The sequence below is a fragment of the Vibrio sp. NC2 genome (genome assembly GCF_025195005.1).
Classification (GTDB): domain Bacteria; phylum Pseudomonadota; class Gammaproteobacteria; order Enterobacterales; family Vibrionaceae; genus Vibrio; species Vibrio splendidus.
The window spans coordinates 25446-46053 of sequence record NZ_JANVFC010000019.1; the positions used below are offsets into that span (position 1 = coordinate 25446).

Here is a 20608-nt window from a genome sequence, read left to right on the forward strand (position 1 = left end):
TTAAGTTATATGAAATGACCGCTAATTTTACCTGTTGATAAGTCAGATCACCAGCAATTGATCACAGATCCAGTGAATAAGATCCAAGTTATTCACAATAAATAGTGCAAAACTGGATGGATCCACACATCTTGCCCCTACTTTACTCACATAACGATCCACTTATGCCCGGATCCTTGCTAGTTATCCCCAAATCGAGAATACGATCTGGTTATGGTTAATAACATCTGGTTATTTATTCTATTGAGCATTTTCCCAGTAACATCCAACCCTATAAATATAAGGAGTTACCAAATGAATAACTGGATTAAGGCTGCAATTGCGGCTATCGCACTCTCTGCTGCTACTGTTCAAGCCGCGACTGAAGTTAAAGTCGGCATGTCTGGTCGCTACTTCCCATTTACGTTCGTTAAACAAGACCAACTACAAGGTTTTGAAGTGGATTTATGGGATGAGATCGGTAAACGTAACGATTACAAGGTTGAATACGTAACGGCAAACTTCTCTGGTCTGTTTGGTCTTCTTGAAACGGGTCGAATCGATACCATTTCAAACCAAATTACAATCACGGATGCACGTAAAGCGAAATACCTATTCGCAGACCCTTACGTAGTAGACGGCGCACAAATTACCGTTCGTAAAGGTAATGACAGCATTAAAGGCATCGAAGACCTAGATGGTAAGACGGTTGCGGTAAACCTTGGCTCAAACTTTGAGCAACTGCTGCGCAGCTACGACAAAGATGGCAAAATCAATGTCAAAACCTACGATACCGGTATTGAACATGATGTCGCTCTTGGTCGTGCCGACGCATTCGTAATGGATCGCCTATCAGCACTAGAGCTTATCAAGAAGACTGGTCTACCATTACAGCTAGCAGGACAACCATTCGAGACAATCGAAAATGCTTGGCCTTTCGTTAACAACGACAACGGTCAAAAACTGCAAGCAGAAGTAAACGAAGCATTAGCAGCAATGCGCGCAGATGGTACGCTAGAAAGTATCTCTCAGAAGTGGTTTGGTGCGGACATTACTCAGAAGTAACGACTCACTTTCCCATTTGAGGCCCACTGCTTTACACAGCGGTGGGCTTTTTGCTTTTGTGCACTGATTAAAAAGCCTGATATAACAGTATTTCCAAACAATACTTCCAATAAAAATATGAGATAGATTATGGGATTTGACTTTAATTACATGCTAGGTCTGTTGCCAATACTGCTGAAGTATTTAGGCACCACTATGGAGATGGCAATCTGGGGCTTATTTTTCGCCCTAATTCTATCTTTGATACTGGCGAATATTCGTGTATTCAAAATCCCAGTACTCGACCAGCTTAGCCAGCTGTATATTAGCTTCTTCCGAGGCACGCCACTGCTGGTGCAACTGTTCCTTCTATACTATGGCCTACCACAAGTGTTTCCGTGGATGGTTGGACTTGATGCGTTTGGCGCCGCGGTTATCGGCTTAACCTTACACTTTGCTGCTTACATGGCTGAAAGTATTCGTGCCGCTATTATCGGTATCGATCGTAGTCAAATGGAAGCAAGCCTGTCAGTCGGTATGACAACCAGCCAAGCCATGCGTCGAGTGATCTTGCCGCAAGCGACACGTGTAGCACTGCCTTCTTTGATGAACTATTTCATCGACATGATTAAGTCGACTTCACTTGCATTCACCCTAGGTGTAGCCGAAATCATGGCTAAAGCTCAGATGGAAGCTTCTTCAAGTTTCCGCTTCTTCGAAGCTTTTTTAGCAGTCGCGCTGATTTACTGGGGCGTGGTGGTTATCCTCACTCGTATTCAAATTTGGGCCGAAGTGAAACTGAATAAGGCGTATGTACGATGATCAAATTACAAAATATCCACAAGCAGTTTGGTGACACCGAAGTATTGAAAGGGATCGACCTCGAAATCAAGCAAGGTGAGATAATTGTCATCATAGGTTCAAGTGGTACGGGTAAGTCTACCCTGCTGCGTTGTGTGAATTTTCTAGAGCAAGCCGATCAAGGTACGATTTCGATTGATGATATCAAGGTTGATACTCAGAAACACACTAAAGCAGAGGTGCTTGCACTGCGCCGTAAGACCGGTTTTGTGTTCCAAAACTACGCACTGTTCGCTCACCAAACGGCAAGGCAGAATATTGCGGAAGGTTTGATTACCGTTCGTGGTTGGAAAAAGCAGCAAGCTCATGAAAAAGCACAACAAATACTCGATGATATTGGCCTAGGAGAGAAAACAGATAGCTATCCAGCAGCGCTCTCTGGTGGCCAGCAGCAACGTGTTGGTATTGGCCGTGCGATGGCTCTACAACCAGAGCTTTTATTGTTTGATGAGCCTACTTCAGCGCTCGATCCTGAGTGGGTTGGCGAAGTGCTTAACTTAATGAAAAAACTGGCAAATCAGCATCAAACCATGCTGGTGGTTACGCACGAAATGCAGTTCGCTAGAGAGGTCGCAGACCGAGTGATCTTCATGGCTGATGGTCACATTGTCGAACAGGGATCTCCACAGGATATTTTTGGTAATCCACAGGATCCTAAATTAAAGAAATTCTTAAATAAGGTCGGGATCGAATAAGGATCCTTGTGATTTTAGTTATTCTACGTATAATCCCCCGACCGGAATTTTAGTTAACCCAATCATTGACACTTTTTGTGACAGTGATTACAATTCCGCCTCTTTGTTGAGAGGCGTCGGTTTTCCTTTCTTATATAAAGAAGAGAAAAAATGCCCACGCCGGGTTTAACAAAAACCTAAAACTACTGATCAGTAAGGTAATTACAATGAAACGCACTTTTCAACCTACAGTTCTAAAGCGTAAGCGTACTCACGGTTTCCGTGCTCGCATGGCTACTAAGAACGGTCGCGCAACAATCAATGCACGTCGTGCAAAAGGCCGTAAGCGTCTTTCTAAGTAATCTTTGATTATTTTGAATAAGCTAGCCTTCGGTCGGGAGTTACGCTTGTTAACTCCCGAACATTATCAGAATGTCTTCAAGCAAGCTCATCGAGCAGGCTCCCCTCATTTCACCATCATTGCCCGAAATAACTCTCTTTCAAATCCTCGCCTTGGATTAGCTGTTCCGAAAAAGCAGATTAAAACCGCCGTGGGTCGTAACCGATTCAAGCGTCTTACTCGTGAAAGCTTTCGTAACACTCAACACAAACTTCCTAACAAAGATTTTGTTGTAATCGCTAAGAAGAGCGCGCAAGATTTAAGCAATGAAGAAATGTTCAAGCTACTCGACAAATTATGGCTTCGCCTGTCTCGCCCTTCGCGTGGATAGCGCTAATACCCATCTATTTTTATAGATGGTTTATTAGTCCACTCATCGGCCCACGCTGCCGATTTACTCCAACCTGCTCTTTATATGCGATAGAAGCGTTGAAAGCTCACGGTTTTGTAAAAGGGTGTTGGTTATCAGGCAAACGTCTATTAAAATGCCATCCTTTGAACGAAGGGGGCTTTGACCCCGTTCCACCAGTCCAAAAACAAGACAGAGATAAATAACGATGGATTCTCAACGTAATATCCTGTTAATCGCATTGGCTTTGGTTTCTTTCCTACTGTTCCAACAATGGAACGTAGCTCAGAACCCAGCTCCACAAGCGATTGAGCAGGCACAATCTGGCAGCACCCTACCAGCGCCATCTTATGCAGATGACTTAGACCCAGCTCCGGGCCAACAAGTCGCTTCTGCAAAAACTATCACAGTAACAACTGATGTACTGACTCTGTCAATTGATACGGTTGGTGGTGATGTCGTTCAAGCAAACCTAAATGATTACTCTGCTGAGTTTGATTCTGAAGATACATTTGTTCTTCTTAAGAACGAACCTGGTCACCAATTTATCGCACAAAGCGGTCTAGTTGGCCCTCAAGGTATCGATTTAAGCAGCACTAACCGCCCTAGCTACACAGTTTCAGCAGACAGCTTCACGCTTGCTGATGGTCAGGATGAACTACGCATCCCGATGACTTACCAAGCGAACGGCCTTGATTACACGAAAACATTCGTCCTTAAGCGTGGCAGCTACGCAATGGATGTTGAATACGATGTAGTCAACAACTCTGGTACTAACGCGACATTCGGCATGTACGCTCACCTACGTCAAAACGTTATGGATGACGGCGGTAGCTTAACAATGCCAACTTACCGTGGTGGTGCTTACTCTACGGAAGATACGCGTTACAAAAAATACAGCTTCGACGACATGCAAGATCGCAACCTGTCTCTTAACCTAGCCAATGGTCAAGGTTGGGCAGCGATGATTCAGCACTACTTTGCAAGTGCTTGGATCCCACGCGACGAAGCAGGCAGCAACCTTTACACTCGTGTCATTGGTAACCTTGGCGACATTGGTGTTCGCATGCCGAACAAAACCATCGCTACTGGCGACGAAGCAAGCTTTAAAGCAACGCTTTGGGTTGGTCCTAAACTTCAAGACCAAATGGCTGCTGTAGCACCAAACCTAGACCTAGTAGTTGACTACGGCTGGTTATGGTTCATTGCTAAACCACTTCATACTCTGCTTTCGTTCATTCAAGGCATCGTTGTGAACTGGGGTCTAGCAATCATCTGTCTAACGTTTATCGTTCGTGGTGCTATGTACCCACTAACGAAAGCTCAGTACACGTCTATGGCTAAAATGCGTATGCTTCAGCCTAAGCTGACTGCAATGCGTGAGCGTATTGGCGACGACCGTCAACGCATGAGCCAAGAAATGATGGAGCTGTACAAGAAAGAGAAAGTAAACCCACTTGGTGGCTGTTTACCTATCATCTTGCAAATGCCTATCTTCATTTCGCTATACTGGGCACTAATGGAGTCTGTTGAACTGCGTCACTCACCGTTCTTCGGTTGGATTACTGACCTTTCAGCACAAGACCCATACTACATCTTGCCACTTCTGATGGGTGCTTCAATGTTCCTAATCCAGAAGATGAGCCCGACAACTGTAACGGATCCTATGCAGCAGAAGATCATGACCTTTATGCCGGTTATGTTTACATTCTTCTTCCTGTTCTTCCCTTCAGGTCTGGTTCTTTACTGGCTAGTATCGAACATCGTAACTCTGATTCAGCAAACGCTTATCTACCGCGCGCTGGAAAAGAAAGGCTTACATTCTAAGTAAGTTCGATAATAGAAAGAGATAAAGAAAGGCGACCAAAAGGTCGCCTTTTTGTTTTTAGCTGATTACAATTCAGCTAATTGATTAATCGTGAACGCCCCTTTTTGGCTCTCACATGCTAGCAGGCACAACTATGACTACAGATACGATTGTTGCTCAAGCGACCGCGCCCGGCCGTGGTGGCGTCGGTATTATCCGCGTTTCCGGCCCATTGGCGACTCAGGTTGCCCTAGAAGTAACAGGAAAAACACTCAAGCCCCGCTACGCTGAGTACCTACCGTTTAAATCTGACGATGGCATCGAACTCGACCAAGGCATCGCGCTTTACTTCCCTAACCCGCACTCGTTTACCGGCGAAGACGTATTAGAGTTGCAAGGCCACGGCGGCCCAGTGGTTATGGACATGCTAATCAAACGCATCCTAGCCATTTCAGGCGTGCGTGCAGCGCGTCCAGGTGAGTTTTCAGAACGTGCCTTCTTGAACGATAAGATGGATTTAACTCAAGCCGAAGCGATTGCTGACCTCATTGATGCCAGCTCAGAAGAAGCGGCTAAATCGGCGCTTCAATCGCTACAAGGCGAATTCTCTAAACGCATTAATACGCTTGTAGATTCTCTGATTTACTTAAGAATATACGTTGAAGCAGCGATCGATTTCCCAGAAGAAGAAATTGATTTTCTTGCTGACGGTAAAGTCAGTACTGACTTACAGGCTATCATCGATAACCTCGAAGCTGTACGCCAAGAAGCGAATCAAGGTGCCATCATGCGTGAAGGCATGAAGGTCGTGATTGCAGGTCGCCCAAATGCCGGTAAATCGAGCCTATTGAATGCGCTGTCTGGCAAAGAATCTGCGATTGTGACCGATATTGCCGGCACCACACGTGATGTATTGCGTGAACATATCCATATTGACGGTATGCCACTGCACATTATCGATACCGCTGGCCTGCGTGATGCCTCTGATGAAGTAGAAAAAATCGGTATTGAACGCGCTTGGGAAGAAATTGCTCAGGCAGACCGAGTTTTATTTATGGTTGATGGCACGACAACAGACGCAACAGACCCGAAAGATATCTGGCCAGATTTCGTTGATCGTCTACCAGACAACATCGGAATGACGGTAATCCGTAATAAAGCGGATCAAACCAGTGAAGAGTTAGGCATTTGTCATGTTAACGATCCAACCCTGATTCGCTTATCAGCAAAAACAGGCCAAGGTGTCGACGCTCTGCGTAGCCACCTCAAGGATTGCATGGGCTTTGCTGGTGGTCATGAAGGTGGCTTTATGGCGCGCCGCCGCCACTTGGATGCACTAGAACGCGCATCGGAACACCTTGATATTGGGCAACAGCAGCTTGAAGGCTACATGGCCGGAGAGATATTAGCGGAAGAGCTTCGTATCACCCAACAGCACCTCAATGAGATCACAGGCGAGTTCAGTTCCGATGATCTTTTAGGTCGAATCTTCTCTTCATTCTGTATCGGTAAATAACCATAAAGGCTGGCTTACGCTGGCCTTTTCTTTTGTAAGGACAGCTTAATGATCCACATTATTACAGGCAGCACCTTAGGGGGCGCTGAATACGTTGGCGATCACCTTAACGATCTTCTAGAGGCTCAAGGGCACGAGATAGAACTTCATAATCAGCCTGAATACAATAATATTCCTCAGCAAGGTATTTGGTTAGTGGTGACATCAACACATGGCGCGGGTGATTTTCCCGATAATATCCAACCGTTGATCAACGCATTGACCCAAGAGTCTCCAGATTTAAGTGCTCTTCGTTATGCTGTTATCGCACTTGGTGATTCAAGTTACGATACCTTCTGTTCTGCGGGAAAATCAGTCCACAGCCAACTGAAAAAACTCGGTGCACAGCCTATTTCAGACTGCTTTACCATCGATGTATTGGAAACTCCGGTACCTGAGGATGCAGCTGAAGAGTGGTTTAACGATCATAGTGACCAGTTCTAGTCCCTCAATTTCCCCAAAAAGCGGCTTATGCCGCTTTTTTTGTCTCTGAATATCGTGATTGTGAATAACTTTTTTGAAAAAAATTCGAAAATTAAAGCAAAAACCTCAATTTTCTCTGTGGATAAGATCATACATATACGGTGATTAACCTATAGTTATCCAAATAACAACTTTCTATCCAATTCTCCCCTGTGAATAAGTAGCCATTTTGATCCCAGCTAATCCTCATCATGATCAAAGTTAGATCACATACTTTGATCCAAAAAAGATCCATGATCTTGTTGATCATTTTTGACTTATCCACAGATACCCTCGATCCTAATAATAGATATAATAAAAGATCTCTATAAAGATCTTATCTATATTAATTAAAAACAGCTTTATCGAAAAATCCCAAAAACGTTTTCTCAAGCTATGAAAACAGGTAGAATATCGCTCCTTTTTATCAATCTAGAAAACGTTTGAATACCCGAGGTCGGTTCATGCTTTATCACGAAAAATTTGACGTCATCGTTGTTGGTGGTGGCCATGCAGGAACGGAAGCCGCACTCGCATCTGCACGTACTGGTCAAAGTACGTTACTACTCACTCATAATATCGATACGTTGGGACAAATGTCTTGCAACCCTGCTATTGGCGGGATCGGTAAGGGCCACTTGGTAAAAGAGGTCGATGCAATGGGTGGATTAATGGCGCAAGCTATTGATCATGCAGGTATTCAGTTCAGAACGTTAAACGCATCAAAAGGTCCTGCGGTACGTGCAACTCGTGCACAAGCTGACCGCGCGCTTTACAAAGCCTTTGTTCGAAATGTTCTTGAAAACACGCCAAACCTAACTCTGTTTCAACAATCGGTTGATGACTTGATCGTTGAACAGGATCAAGTGGTGGGTGTTGTTACACAGATGGGCCTTAAGTTCCGCGCTAACGCTGTGGTACTGACGGTGGGTACATTTCTAGGTGGAAAGATCCATATTGGTATGGAAAGTTCTTCAGGTGGTCGTGCTGGTGATCCACCATCGATCGCACTGGCTGACCGTCTTCGTGATCTTCCATTCCGAGTTGATCGCCTGAAAACGGGTACACCTCCTCGTATCGATGCACGTAGCGTTGATTTTTCTGAGTTAGAGGTTCAGCACGGTGATAACCCAACACCTGTATTCTCGTTCATGGGTAACCGAGCTCAACAGCCTCGCCAAATTCCATGCTACATCACGCACACTAACGAAAATACGCATGACGTTATTCGTGCCAATCTCGATCGCAGCCCAATGTACGCGGGCGTGATTGAAGGTATTGGCCCGCGTTACTGTCCATCGATTGAAGACAAAGTGATGCGTTTTGCTGACAAGAACAGTCACCAGATTTTCATTGAACCTGAAGGTCTAACGACACATGAGCTATACCCGAATGGTATCTCGACAAGCCTGCCATTTGATGTTCAGGTAAAAATCGTTCACTCAATGAAAGGTTTTGAAAATGCTCATATCGTCCGCCCTGGCTATGCGATCGAGTATGATTTCTTTGATCCTCGCGACCTTAAGCTGACTTACGAAACTAAGTTTATTAAGGGTCTATTCTTTGCTGGTCAAATCAACGGTACCACTGGCTACGAAGAAGCGGCAGCACAAGGCTTGATGGCCGGTCTGAATGCAAGTTTGTTTACACAAGGCAAAGAAGGCTGGAGCCCGCGTCGTGACCAAGCTTACATGGGCGTTCTTATTGATGATCTATCGACGATGGGTACAAAAGAACCTTACCGTATGTTCACGTCTCGTGCGGAATACCGTTTGTTACTTCGTGAAGATAACGCTGATATCCGCTTGACTGAGAAGTCGCGTGAACTTGGCTTAGTGGATGATGCTCGTTGGGCTCGATTCAACGAGAAAGTAGAAAACATGGAGAAGGAACGTCAACGTCTAAAAGAAACGTGGATTAATCCAAAATCTGAAGATGTTGATCAACTGAACCAAATTCTTAAAACACCTATGTCTCGTGAAGCAAGCGGTGAAGATCTTCTTCGTCGCCCTGAAATGACTTATTCACAGCTAACGGCATTGGATCGTTTTGGCCCTGCATTGGAAGATCAACAAGCATCTGAGCAAGTTGAGATCCAAGTGAAGTACGATGGTTATATCCAGCGTCAACAAGACGAAATTGAAAAATCACTGCGTCATGAAAATACCAAATTGCCTGCTGATATCGATTACAGCAAGGTGAAAGGACTTTCTAACGAAGTGGTTCTTAAACTAACGACTGCTAAGCCTGACTCAATTGGTATTGCTTCTCGAATTTCAGGTATTACGCCTGCAGCAATCTCAATTCTGTTGGTTTATTTGAAAAAACACGGCCTGCTGAAAAAAGGTGAGGAAGCATAATGAGCGCATTACGCGAAAAACTGGATCACCTGATTGGCCAGACTGAACTTGAAGTATCTGAAAAGCAACGTGGCCAATTGGTTGGCTACGTTGAGTTACTGAACAAGTGGAACAAGGCTTACAACCTAACGTCAGTTCGTGACCCGCAAGAAATGATGGTGAAACATATCTTAGATAGCATCATTGTTAGCACTCACTTACAAGGCAAGCGCTTTATTGATGTAGGTACAGGCCCTGGTCTTCCTGGGATTCCGCTCTCAATCATGAACCCTGACTGCGAGTTTTACTTGCTCGATAGCCTAGGTAAGCGTATTCGTTTTATTAAACAAGTGATTCATGAATTAGGCATCGACAACGTGGTACCGGTTCAAAGTCGTGTTGAAGAATTTCAACCAGAAGAAAAGTTTGATGCCGTGCTCAGTCGCGCATTTGCGTCAATGACAGACATGGTAGAGTGGTGTCACCATTTACCTAAAGAGCAATCCGGTGTATTTTTGGCTCTTAAGGGACAACATCCTAGAGACGAAATCGACCTGTTACCTGAATGGTGTTCAGTGACAGACATTAAAGCTTTGCAAGTGCCAGAGCTTGATGGAGAGCGTCATCTAGTTACTTTATCGCGTCAGGGATAATCAGCGAGGCCATAGTGGGTAAAATCGTAGCAATTGCCAACCAGAAGGGCGGCGTAGGAAAAACAACAACTTGCATTAATTTGGCAGCATCAATGGCGGCAACAAAACGCAAGATATTGGTTGTTGACCTCGATCCTCAAGGTAATGCCACTATGGCGAGCGGTGTCGACAAGTATCAAGTTGAAGCAACTGCTTACGATTTGCTGGTTGAAGACACCCCATTTGATGAGGTAGTTTGCAGAAGTACATCTGGCAACTATGACCTCATCGCCGCAAACGGTGATGTGACTGCGGCAGAAATCAAGTTAATGGAAGTATTTGCTCGTGAAGTTCGTTTAAAAAACGCACTCGAATCCATTCGCGACAACTATGATTTCATCTTTATTGATTGCCCACCTTCATTAAACCTTCTTACAATCAACGCGATGGCTGCGGCCGATTCCGTATTGGTTCCAATGCAATGTGAATATTTTGCTTTGGAAGGTTTGACTGCGTTGATGGATACCATCAGTAAGCTCGCTGCGGTAGTAAACGAGAATCTGAAGATCGAAGGTCTTCTTCGTACAATGTATGATCCTCGTAACCGCTTATCGAATGAAGTCTCTGATCAACTCAAAAAACACTTCGGTAGCAAAGTTTACCGAACTGTGATCCCTCGAAATGTACGTTTGGCAGAAGCGCCGAGTCATGGCAAGCCAGCAATGTACTACGACAAGTATTCCGCAGGTGCTAAGGCATATCTTGCTCTTGCAGGCGAAATGTTGCGTCGTGAAGAAGTCCCAGTATAGGTCTAACCAAAGGAATTCGCTCAATGTCTAAGCGTGGTTTAGGAAAAGGGTTAGATGCATTGCTTGCAACTAGCTCATTGGCTCGTGAAAAACAACAAGTTGCTTCTCATAGTCAGGCTTTGTCTGCAGAAGGCGAGTTCACAGAGATTGCTATTGGTAGCTTGAAGCCAGGCGTATATCAACCGCGTAAGGATATGGCGCCAGAAGCGCTAGAAGAGCTGGCCGCATCTATTCAATCTCAAGGTATTATTCAACCTATCGTCGTGCGTCCTTTAGCGTATGGTCAATATGAGATTATCGCTGGTGAGCGCCGTTGGAGAGCTGCGCGTCAAGCTGGCTTAAAACAGGTGCCGTGCTTGGTCAAGAAGGTTGAAGACAAAGCTGCGATTGCGATGGCATTGATTGAGAACATTCAGCGTGAAGACTTGAATGTTATCGAAGAAGCACAAGCGCTAGAGCGCTTACAGAACGAATTCGAGCTGACACATCAACAAGTCGCCGAAGTGATCGGTAAATCGAGAGCAACGGTTAGTAACTTATTACGTCTAAATCAGCTAGAAAATGAAGTAAAAGGTTTAGTTTCCAATAAACAACTGGAAATGGGTCATGCTCGAGCATTGCTTGCGCTTGAAGGTGATACCCAGATTGAAGCAGCAAACACTGCGGCAACCAAAAAAATGACCGTGCGTCAAACTGAGCAGCTTGTCAAAAAGTGCTTAAAACCAGACGTTGAACCAGAATCGAAGCCTGAAGACACAGAAGCTATCGAACTTTCACGAAGACTCACGGAAAAATTGCAAGCAAACGTTTCAGTTACTCGTTCTGTTAGCGGTAAGTCAAAAGTGACGATTACTCTTGATGAGCCTCACAAATTAGAGCAACTTATTGCTAAACTAGAGTACTAAATGAGATAATTGATTTAGGTCAATTATGTAATAAACAAGTAATTTCGTACAAAAGTTGTCGGTTTGTATGCAAAAATGTAAAAGATTGCTGCATTGTGATTGCAATCAATTTGGCTGAACGTATAATTTTCGCCAATTTCTCAGCACGCTTATAAGCGAGTGGTAAAGTGGGCTTAAAGAGGAACGAATACATGGTAGCGGCGTTAGCAAGACCAGGACGAGTGCTTGCAAAGCAAATGTTATTGATCGAGCTTAGCGCGGTTATATTAGTGGCGATAGGGTTAGGTTTAGCTGTTAATCCTGATTGGGGTTTTGCTGCATTAATCGGTGGCGGTATTTTTGTCATCGCGAATGTAGTTTTTTGTGTGTGTGCTTTCCTATTTTGTGGAGCTCGTGCAACTAAGTTAGTTGCGGCGTCGTTCTATGCTGGCGAAGTGCTCAAAATCTTAATCACAGTTTTACTATTCTCTATTGTCTACATGTATATGCAGGTGGAATTAATTCCCCTCAAACTGACCTATTTACTGGTTCTAGGTATTAATATCTTTGCGCCAGTGCTTTTCATTAACAATAAAAAATAGGATGAGTTATGGCTGCGCCAACAGCATCCGGATACATTGAACACCATTTACAAAACCTTTCTTTAGCTAAGTTTGGTCTTGTAGAGGAAACAAGTTTCTGGAACGTACATATAGACAGTCTGTTTTTTTCTGTGCTGACAGGGGTGTTATTCCTTTGGGTTTTTCGCTCAGTCGCTAAGAAAGCAACAGTAGGTGTACCTGGTAAGCTTCAGTGTTTTGTTGAAATGGTAGTGGAATTCGTTGGCGACAACGTTAAAGAAACTTTCCATGGCCGCAATCCTCTGGTAGCTCCATTAGCACTGACTATATTCTGCTGGATTATCATAATGAACTTGATGGACTTAGTGCCTATCGATTTCTTACCGTATCCTGCAGAGCATTGGCTAGGTATCCCTTACTTGAAAGTGGTTCCTACAGCTGATGTAAATATAACAATGGCAATGGCTTTAGGTGTTTTTGCTCTGATGATCTACTACAGCATCAAAGTAAAAGGCTTAGGCGGATTTGCTAAAGAATTGGCACTGCATCCATTTAATCACCCAATCATGATTCCATTTAACTTGGTGCTTGAGGTAATTTCGCTATTAGCGAAGCCACTATCTCTAGGTATGCGTTTATTTGGTAATATGTTTGCGGGTGAGGTGGTGTTTATTCTTATCGCGGCAATGCTACCGTGGTACTTACAATGGGTAGGTGCACTACCTTGGGCTATCTTCCATATCTTGGTTATTTTGATTCAAGCGTTTGTTTTCATGATGTTGACAATCGTTTACCTATCAATGGCCCATGAAGATAGTGATCACTAAAAAAATTTTTAAGCTTTATTCTAACTATTAATGTTAATCGGAGAACGTAAATGGAAACTGTACTAAGTTTTTCAGCAATCGCTGTTGCTATCATTGTTGGTCTTTGTGCCGTAGGTACTGCAATTGGTTTTGCTATTCTTGGTGGTAAATTCCTAGAAGGCGCTGCGCGTCAACCTGAAATGGCTCCAATGCTACAAGTTAAGATGTTCATCATCGCTGGTCTACTGGATGCTGTTCCAATGATCGGTATCGTAATCGCACTACTATTCACGTTTGCTAACCCATTTGTAAGTCAGCTAGCAGGCTAATTAACTCTTAATAGTTAATTAAATTTTTGTAGTTGATTCTTAACGAGGAGTAGCTGTTGTGAATATGAACGCAACTCTGTTAGGTCAAGCAATTGCTTTTTCGCTGTTTGTTTGGTTCTGCATGAAATATGTATGGCCACCAATCATGCAAGCAATTGAAGAACGTCAGAAGAAAATTGCTGACGGTCTTGTAGCCGCTGAACGCGCTGCTAAAGACTTGAACCTGGCACAAGCCAACGCTTCTGAGCAAATGAAGGAAGCGAAGCGCACTGCAACTGAGGTTATTGATCAGGCAAACAAACGTAAAGCTCAAATTATTGATGAAGCTCGCGAAGAGGCTCAGGCAGAACGCCAGAAGATCTTAACGCAAGCTGAAGCTGAAATTGAAGCTGAACGCACACGTGCCCGTGATGACCTGCGCAAACAAGTCGCAACTCTGGCTATAGCTGGTGCTGAGAAAATCCTTGAGCGTACAATCGATAAAGATGTACACAATGATCTTCTTAACAACATTACTGCAAAACTTTAAAGCAAGGGGCTGTATATGTCTGATTTGACTACAATCGCACGCCCCTATGCTAAAGCAGCGTTTGACTTTGCGGTAGATAAAGGTGAGCTAGACCAATGGGGTCAAATGCTTACTTTTGCTGCCGAAGTGGCACAAAATGATGATGTTCATAATTTATTAAGCAGTTCAATGACTGCTGAAAAGTTAGCTGAAATATTCATTGTAATTTGTGGCGAACAATTTGATGAATTCGGCCAGAACTTAATTAAAGTTATGGCAGAGAATGGTCGTTTAATGGCCTTTCCTGATGTTTGTAAACAGTTCTTATTGCTTAAACAAGAGCACGAGAAAGAAATCGACGTTGACGTTACTTCAGCGGTTGAACTTTCTGAAGAACAGCGCACAAGCATCATCAGCAAATTGGAACTGCGCCTAGCGCGCAAAGTTCAGCTGAATTGCAGTATAGATGAGACTCTACTTAGTGGAGTTATTATTCGAGCCGGAGACCTAGTCATCGATAACTCAGCGCGCAGTCGTTTAGACCGCCTGAGCGATGCATTGCAGTCTTAATGGGGATTGGAGCATGCAACTTAATTCCACTGAAATTAGCGATCTAATTAAACAACGTATTGAATCTTTCGACGTTGTTAGTGAAGCTCGCAATGAAGGTACTATCGTTTCTGTAAGCGATGGCATCCTTAGCATCCACGGCCTAGCGGACGTGATGCAAGGTGAAATGATCGAACTACCGGGTGGCCGTTACGCGCTAGCACTAAACTTGAACCGTGATTCGGTTGGTGCTGTTGTAATGGGCCCGTATGCTGACCTACAGGAAGGCATGAAAGTTACAGGTACTGGTCGTATTCTTGAAGTACCAGTAGGTCCTGAAATGCTTGGTCGTGTTGTAAACACGCTAGGTGAGCCAATTGATGGTAAAGGTCCTATCGAAGCGAAACTAACTTCGCCTGTAGAAATTATCGCACCAGGTGTAATCGACCGTAAATCGGTAGATCAACCTGTTCAAACTGGTTACAAGTCAGTTGACTCAATGATCCCTATCGGTCGTGGTCAACGTGAACTAGTAATCGGTGACCGTCAGACTGGTAAAACAGCAATGGCGATCGATGCGATTATCAACCAGAAAGACTCTGGTATTTTCTCTATCTACGTAGCTATCGGCCAAAAAGCGTCGACTATTGCTAACGTAGTTCGCAAACTAGAAGAGCACGGCGCACTGGCTAACACTGTTGTTGTTGTTGCATCTGCTTCTGAATCTGCTGCGCTGCAATACCTTGCACCGTATGCTGGTTGTGCGATGGGTGAATACTTCCGTGATCGCGGCGAAGATGCTCTGATTGTTTATGATGATCTATCTAAGCAAGCGGTAGCTTACCGTCAAATTTCACTACTACTTAAGCGTCCACCTGGCCGTGAAGCGTTCCCTGGTGATGTTTTCTACCTTCACTCTCGTCTACTAGAGCGTGCTGCTCGTGTAAGCGAAGCATACGTAGAAAAGTTCACTAACGGTGAAGTGACAGGCAAGACTGGTTCTTTAACTGCTCTTCCTATCATCGAAACGCAAGCTGGTGACGTATCTGCATTCGTACCAACGAACGTAATCTCGATTACTGATGGTCAGATCTTCCTACAAACTGAACTATTCAACGCGGGCGTACGTCCAGCTGTTGACCCTGGTATCTCAGTTTCTCGTGTAGGTGGTTCGGCGCAGACTAAAATCATCAAGAAGCTATCTGGCGGTATCCGTACTGCTCTAGCTCAATACCGTGAACTAGCAGCATTTGCACAGTTCTCATCGGATCTTGATGAAGCGACCAAAAAGCAACTAGACCACGGTCAAAAAGTTACAGAACTGATGAAGCAGAAACAATATGCTCCTATGTCTGTATTTGACCAAGCTCTAGTAATCTTCGCTGCAGAGCGTGGATACCTTCAAGACGTAGAACTGTCAAAAGTTCTAGATTTTGAAGCTGCTTTACTGTCGTTTGCTCGTGGTCAATACGCTGATCTAGCAACACAGATCGACGCAACGGGTGCTTTCAACAAAGAAATCGAAGCTGAGCTGAAGAAGCTTGTTGACGATTTCAAGGCAACCCAGACCTGGTAATTGGTAGGTGGTCTTAGGGCCACCTCATACCATTAACGGAGAGTAACGATGGCCGGCGCAAAAGAGATACGTAATAAAATCGGTAGTGTTAAAAGCACACAGAAGATTACGAAAGCAATGGAAATGGTAGCAGCTTCGAAAATGCGTCGTTCTCAAGACGCAATGGAAGCTACTCGTCCATATGCAGAAACAATGCGTAAAGTGATCGGTCATTTGGCTAATGGTAGCCTCGAGTATAAGCATCCTTATCTTGAGGAACGTGAAGCCAAACGTGTTGGTTACATCATCGTTTCTACAGACCGTGGTCTTTGTGGTGGTTTGAACATTAACTTGTTCAAAAAAGCTATGAACGACATGAAAGATTGGTCTGAGAAAGGTGCTGATGTAGAACTTGCAATTGTAGGTACTAAAGCAACAGCATTTTTCAATAACAGCGGCGCGAAAGTAGCAGCTCAAGTTTCAGGTCTGGGTGATCGCCCAAGCCTTGAAGACTTGATTGGCTCTGTAAGCGTTATGCTGAAGAAATATGATGAAGGTGAATTGGATCGCCTGTTCGTAGTGTTTAACAGATTTGAAAACACTATGGTTCAAGAACCAACGATCGATCAATTACTTCCTTTGCCTAAATCAGACAGCGAAGAAATGAAACGCAGTCATTCTTGGGACTACATTTATGAGCCCGAGCCAAAACCACTACTAGATGCACTATTAGTTCGATACGTCGAATCTCAAGTGTATCAAGGTGTGGTCGAGAATCTTGCTTGTGAGCAAGCAGCTCGAATGATTGCAATGAAATCAGCAACAGATAACGCTGGTGACATTATTGATGACTTAGAACTTGTGTATAACAAAGCCCGTCAATCGGCGATTACACAAGAACTTTCTGAGATCGTTTCAGGCGCAGCTGCGGTTTAAGCTTAGGTAAAACTAAATAGTTAGAGGATTAACGATGGCTACAGGTAAGATCGTACAGATCATTGGTGCGGTAGTCGACGTAGAGTTCCCACAGGGCGAAGTACCTCGTGTATACGATGCTCTGAATGTTAATGAAGTGAAAGAGCGTCTAGTTCTTGAAGTTCAGCAACAACTTGGCGGTGGCGTAGTACGCGCAATCGTAATGGGTAGCTCTGATGGTTTACGTCGTGGTTTGACAGTTGAAAATACTGGCGCTCCAATCTCGGTACCAGTAGGTACTAAGACACTTGGTCGTATCATGAACGTCCTAGGTGACGCAATTGATGAGTGTGGTGAAATCGGTGCTGAAGAGCATTACGCAATTCACCGCGAAGCTCCAAGCTACGAAGAGCAGTCTAACGAGACTTCTCTTCTAGAAACTGGTGTTAAAGTAATCGACTTGATTTGTCCATTCGCTAAGGGTGGTAAAATCGGTCTATTCGGTGGTGCTGGTGTAGGTAAGACCGTTAACATGATGGAACTTATCAACAACATCGCACTTCAACACTCAGGCCTATCTGTATTTGCAGGTGTAGGTGAGCGTACTCGTGAAGGTAACGATTTCTACTTTGAGATGCAGGAAGCAGGTGTTGTAAACATCGAAAACCCTGAAGAATCAAAAGTAGCGATGGTTTACGGTCAGATGAACGAGCCACCAGGTAACCGTCTACGTGTTGCACTGACTGGTCTAACAATGGCTGAACGCTTCCGTGACGAAGGTCGTGACGTTCTACTGTTCGTTGATAACATCTACCGTTACACACTAGCAGGTACTGAAGTATCAGCACTTCTAGGTCGTATGCCTTCTGCGGTAGGTTACCAACCTACACTAGCTGAAGAAATGGGTGTTCTACAAGAGCGTATCACGTCAACTAAAGCTGGTTCTATCACGTCTGTACAGGCGGTATATGTACCTGCGGATGACTTGACTGACCCGTCTCCAGCAACAACGTTCGCTCACTTAGATGCAACGGTAGTACTTAACCGTAATATCGCATCTATGGGTCTATACCCAGCGATCGACCCGCTAGATTCTACTTCACGTCAACTGGATCCATTGGTAGTTGGACAAGAGCACTACGACATCGCTCGTGGCGTTCAGTCTACTCTTCAGCGCTATAAAGAGCTGAAAGATATCATTGCTATCCTAGGTATGGACGAGCTATCTGAAGAAGATAAGCAAGTTGTATCTCGTGCTCGTAAGATTGAGAAGTTCCTAACTCAGCCTTACCACGTAGCGGAAGTATTTACAGGTGACCCAGGCGTTTACGTACCTCTTAAAGAGACTCTACGTGGCTTCCAAGGTCTTCTATCTGGTGAATACGATGACATTCCAGAGCAAGCGTTCATGTACTGTGGTGCAATTGACGAAGCTATTGAGAATGCTAAGAAGCTATAAGGCTAACTAGGAGGCGATATGGCAGCAATAACCTTTCACCTAGACGTTGTAAGTGCAGAGAAACAAATTTTCTCAGGCCTTGTTGAGACGTTTCAGGTGACCGGTAGTGAGGGTGAGCTTGGTATTTTCCATGGTCACACTCCACTGCTGACCGCTATCAAGCCTGGTATGGTGCGTATTGTTAAGCAGCACGGCCACGAAGAAATTATTTATGTTTCTGGTGGTATGGTAGAAGTTCAACCTGGTACAGCGACTGTACTGGCTGATACGGCTATCCGTGGTGAAGAACTAGACGCAGCAAAGGCGGAAGAAGCTAAACGCAAGGCTGTGGAGAATATCCAAAATCAGCATGGCGACATAGACTTCGCACAAGCGGCCGGTGAACTGGCTAAAGCCATTGCTCAGTTACGAGTTATCGAACTGACAAAACAGCGTCGTTAATCTTTTATAAGATTACTGACTCTGAGATAAAGGCGACCTAAGGGTCGCCTTTTTGCATTTTTAGGTTATCCCGCCCTGAAATGTGTTTACACATTGAGGACTAATGATGACCCTTTTACGTATCAGTACTGGTTAAATAGCTATTACAATTTAATTTGTTAGCTAAAAACGGTTACAATATCGGCTTAATAAAAATAATGTTGGATAGGTTTACAATGAAGTTTAGCGCGGTAATTCTCGCAGCGGGCAAAGGCACTCGCATGTATTCAAACACACCAAAGGTTCTGCACACGCTTGCAGGTAAGCCAATGGTGAAGCATGTTATTGATACATGTAATGGTCTCGGCGCTCAAAACATCAACTTGGTTTACGGTCACGGTGGTGATCAGATGAAGGCTACTTTAGCTGAAGAATCGGTAAACTGGGCACTGCAAGCTGAGCAGTTGGGTACTGGCCACGCTGTGGATCAGGCATCTGCACATTTCGCTGATGATGAAAAAGTACTGGTGCTATACGGTGATGTTCCATTGATTTCACCTCAAACCATTGAAAACCTATTAGACGCTCAACCAAACGGTGGCATCGCGCTACTTACGGTCGTGTTAGATAACCCAATGGGCTACGGTCGCATTATTCGTCGTAATGGTCCTGTTGTGGCTATCGTTGAACAAAAAGATGCAACCGATGAGCAGAAGCTTATCAAAGAGATCAACACTGGCGTTATGGTTGCGACAGGTGGCGATCTGAAGCGTTGGTTGTCTGGCTTAAGCAACGATAACGCACAAGGTGAATACTACCTGACTGACGTTATTGCAGCGGCTCACGATGAAGGTCGTGCTGTAGAAGCTGTACACCCAGTAAGCCCTATTGAAGTTGAAGGCGTGAACGACCGCTCTCAACTGGCTCGTTTAGAACGCGCTTATCAAGCTGAGCAAGCCGACAAACTATTGAAGCAAGGCGTTATGCTACGTGACCCAAGCCGCTTTGATCTACGCGGTGAATTGCAGTGCGGCATGGATGTTGAGATTGATACTAACGTTATCATCGAAGGCAGCGTAAGCATTGGCGACAACGTGGTTATCGGTACCGGTTGTGTATTGAAAGACTGTGAGATCGATGACAACACCATCGTGCGTCCATACAGTGTAATTGAAGGTGCAACGGTCGGTGAAGACTGTACGGTTGGTCCTTTCACTCGTCTACGTCCTGGTGCTGACATGCGTAATAACTCGCACGTTGGTAACTTTGTCGAAATGAAGAACACTCGCCTTGGTGAAGGCTCTAAAGCGAATCACCTAACGTACTTAGGCGATGCTGAAATTGGTCAGCGCGTAAACGTGGGTGCAGGTGCTATCACTTGTAACTATGATGGCGCAAATAAGTTTAAGACCATCATCGGCGATGACGTATTCGTTGGCTCAGATAGTCAATTAATTGCTCCCGTTACGATTGGTAATGGCGCTACCGTTGGTGCTGGCTCTACAGTAACTCGTGATGTTGCTGAGAATGAGTTAGTTATCAGCCGTGCTAAAGAACGTAAGATTGCTGATTGGAAACGTCCAACTAAGAAGTAAGTACTAACGTCCAAAAGATATTCTGATACAAGCCAGTAGCAATGCTACTGGCTGCTTTCTAAATAACTTTAGATATAAAAAAAGAGCGAGATTACT

The 20608-nt window shown here is 44.5% G+C and carries 23 protein-coding genes; all 23 read left to right on the plus strand.

The genetic code is table 11. The features are described from left to right. The first annotated feature begins 294 nt into the window (after positions 1-294). The 23 genes from NX845_RS18935 to glmU all read left to right on the plus strand — a co-directional run bounded on the left by NX845_RS18935 (position 295) and on the right by glmU (position 20512). On the plus strand, positions 295-1044 hold the full coding sequence (locus NX845_RS18935; protein WP_026012349.1) for an amino acid ABC transporter substrate-binding protein: 750 nt from the start codon (positions 295-297) through the stop codon (positions 1042-1044). 129 nt (positions 1045-1173) lie between these two features. Next, complete coding sequence (locus NX845_RS18940; protein ID WP_004735796.1) at positions 1174-1845, plus strand: amino acid ABC transporter permease; 672 nt, start codon at positions 1174-1176, stop codon at positions 1843-1845. Continuing rightward, a complete protein-coding gene (locus tag NX845_RS18945; RefSeq protein WP_004735798.1) occupies positions 1842-2579 on the plus strand; it encodes an amino acid ABC transporter ATP-binding protein in 738 nt (245 codons plus the stop codon). The genes NX845_RS18940 and NX845_RS18945 overlap by 4 nt, the downstream gene beginning before the upstream one ends. Before the next feature lie 206 nt (positions 2580-2785). Further along, positions 2786-2920, plus strand: coding sequence for a 50S ribosomal protein L34 (gene rpmH / locus NX845_RS18950; RefSeq protein WP_004735800.1), 135 nt, complete (start codon positions 2786-2788; stop codon positions 2918-2920). A 45-nt stretch (positions 2921-2965) separates the two neighbouring features. Continuing rightward, entirely contained in the window at positions 2966-3289 is a 324-nt protein-coding gene (gene rnpA, locus NX845_RS18955; protein WP_017055478.1) for a ribonuclease P protein component, read from the plus strand. After that, complete coding sequence (gene yidD, locus NX845_RS18960; protein WP_004735802.1) at positions 3256-3513, plus strand: membrane protein insertion efficiency factor YidD; 258 nt, start codon at positions 3256-3258, stop codon at positions 3511-3513. The genes rnpA and yidD overlap by 34 nt, the downstream gene beginning before the upstream one ends. 2 nt (positions 3514-3515) lie before the next feature. After that, a complete protein-coding gene (gene yidC / locus NX845_RS18965; RefSeq protein ID WP_004735803.1) occupies positions 3516-5138 on the plus strand; it encodes a membrane protein insertase YidC in 1623 nt (540 codons plus the stop codon). Positions 5139-5268: 130 nt separating this feature from the next. After that, on the plus strand, positions 5269-6630 hold the full coding sequence (mnmE, locus tag NX845_RS18970) for a tRNA uridine-5-carboxymethylaminomethyl(34) synthesis GTPase MnmE (RefSeq protein WP_004735804.1): 1362 nt from the start codon (positions 5269-5271) through the stop codon (positions 6628-6630). Between the two features lie 48 nt (positions 6631-6678). After that, a complete protein-coding gene (gene mioC / locus NX845_RS18975) occupies positions 6679-7113 on the plus strand; it encodes an FMN-binding protein MioC (RefSeq protein ID WP_017095240.1) in 435 nt (144 codons plus the stop codon). 482 nt (positions 7114-7595) lie between these two features. After that, complete coding sequence (gene mnmG, locus NX845_RS18980; protein WP_017077300.1) at positions 7596-9491, plus strand: tRNA uridine-5-carboxymethylaminomethyl(34) synthesis enzyme MnmG; 1896 nt, start codon at positions 7596-7598, stop codon at positions 9489-9491. After that, the gene (gene rsmG, locus NX845_RS18985; RefSeq protein WP_017058801.1) at positions 9491-10123 is read left to right on the plus strand and encodes a 16S rRNA (guanine(527)-N(7))-methyltransferase RsmG; all 633 of its coding nucleotides are present in this window, start codon (positions 9491-9493) and stop codon (positions 10121-10123) included. Before mnmG ends, rsmG begins: the two co-directional genes overlap by 1 nt. Before the next feature lie 14 nt (positions 10124-10137). Beyond that, complete coding sequence (locus NX845_RS18990; RefSeq protein ID WP_017077301.1) at positions 10138-10911, plus strand: ParA family protein; 774 nt, start codon at positions 10138-10140, stop codon at positions 10909-10911. 23 nt (positions 10912-10934) lie between these two features. Next, positions 10935-11816, plus strand: coding sequence for a ParB/RepB/Spo0J family partition protein (locus tag NX845_RS18995; protein ID WP_017081731.1), 882 nt, complete (start codon positions 10935-10937; stop codon positions 11814-11816). A gap of 191 nt (positions 11817-12007) precedes the next feature. After that, the gene (locus tag NX845_RS19000) at positions 12008-12397 is read left to right on the plus strand and encodes a F0F1 ATP synthase subunit I (protein ID WP_004735732.1); all 390 of its coding nucleotides are present in this window, start codon (positions 12008-12010) and stop codon (positions 12395-12397) included. A gap of 8 nt (positions 12398-12405) precedes the next feature. Continuing rightward, the gene (gene atpB / locus NX845_RS19005) at positions 12406-13203 is read left to right on the plus strand and encodes a F0F1 ATP synthase subunit A (protein WP_004735733.1); all 798 of its coding nucleotides are present in this window, start codon (positions 12406-12408) and stop codon (positions 13201-13203) included. Positions 13204-13253: 50 nt separating this feature from the next. Next, complete coding sequence (atpE, locus tag NX845_RS19010) at positions 13254-13511, plus strand: F0F1 ATP synthase subunit C (protein ID WP_004735734.1); 258 nt, start codon at positions 13254-13256, stop codon at positions 13509-13511. Positions 13512-13569: 58 nt separating this feature from the next. Further along, entirely contained in the window at positions 13570-14040 is a 471-nt protein-coding gene (atpF, locus tag NX845_RS19015) for a F0F1 ATP synthase subunit B (protein WP_017077303.1), read from the plus strand. Positions 14041-14055: 15 nt separating this feature from the next. Next, positions 14056-14589: a F0F1 ATP synthase subunit delta gene (gene atpH / locus NX845_RS19020; protein ID WP_004735736.1), complete on the plus strand. Its 534-nt coding sequence runs from the start codon at positions 14056-14058 to the stop codon at positions 14587-14589. A 13-nt stretch (positions 14590-14602) separates the two neighbouring features. Beyond that, a complete protein-coding gene (gene atpA / locus NX845_RS19025; RefSeq protein ID WP_004735737.1) occupies positions 14603-16144 on the plus strand; it encodes a F0F1 ATP synthase subunit alpha in 1542 nt (513 codons plus the stop codon). 48 nt (positions 16145-16192) lie between these two features. Beyond that, entirely contained in the window at positions 16193-17059 is an 867-nt protein-coding gene (gene atpG, locus NX845_RS19030) for a F0F1 ATP synthase subunit gamma (RefSeq protein WP_017073833.1), read from the plus strand. 34 nt (positions 17060-17093) lie between these two features. Continuing rightward, positions 17094-18497: a F0F1 ATP synthase subunit beta gene (gene atpD, locus NX845_RS19035; RefSeq protein ID WP_004735741.1), complete on the plus strand. Its 1404-nt coding sequence runs from the start codon at positions 17094-17096 to the stop codon at positions 18495-18497. Between the two features lie 18 nt (positions 18498-18515). Next, positions 18516-18938, plus strand: a complete 423-nt coding sequence (locus NX845_RS19040; RefSeq protein WP_004735742.1) for a F0F1 ATP synthase subunit epsilon — start codon at positions 18516-18518, stop codon at positions 18936-18938. Between the two features lie 215 nt (positions 18939-19153). Continuing rightward, positions 19154-20512, plus strand: a complete 1359-nt coding sequence (gene glmU, locus NX845_RS19045; protein ID WP_004735743.1) for a bifunctional UDP-N-acetylglucosamine diphosphorylase/glucosamine-1-phosphate N-acetyltransferase GlmU — start codon at positions 19154-19156, stop codon at positions 20510-20512. Positions 20513-20608: the final 96 nt, after the last annotated feature.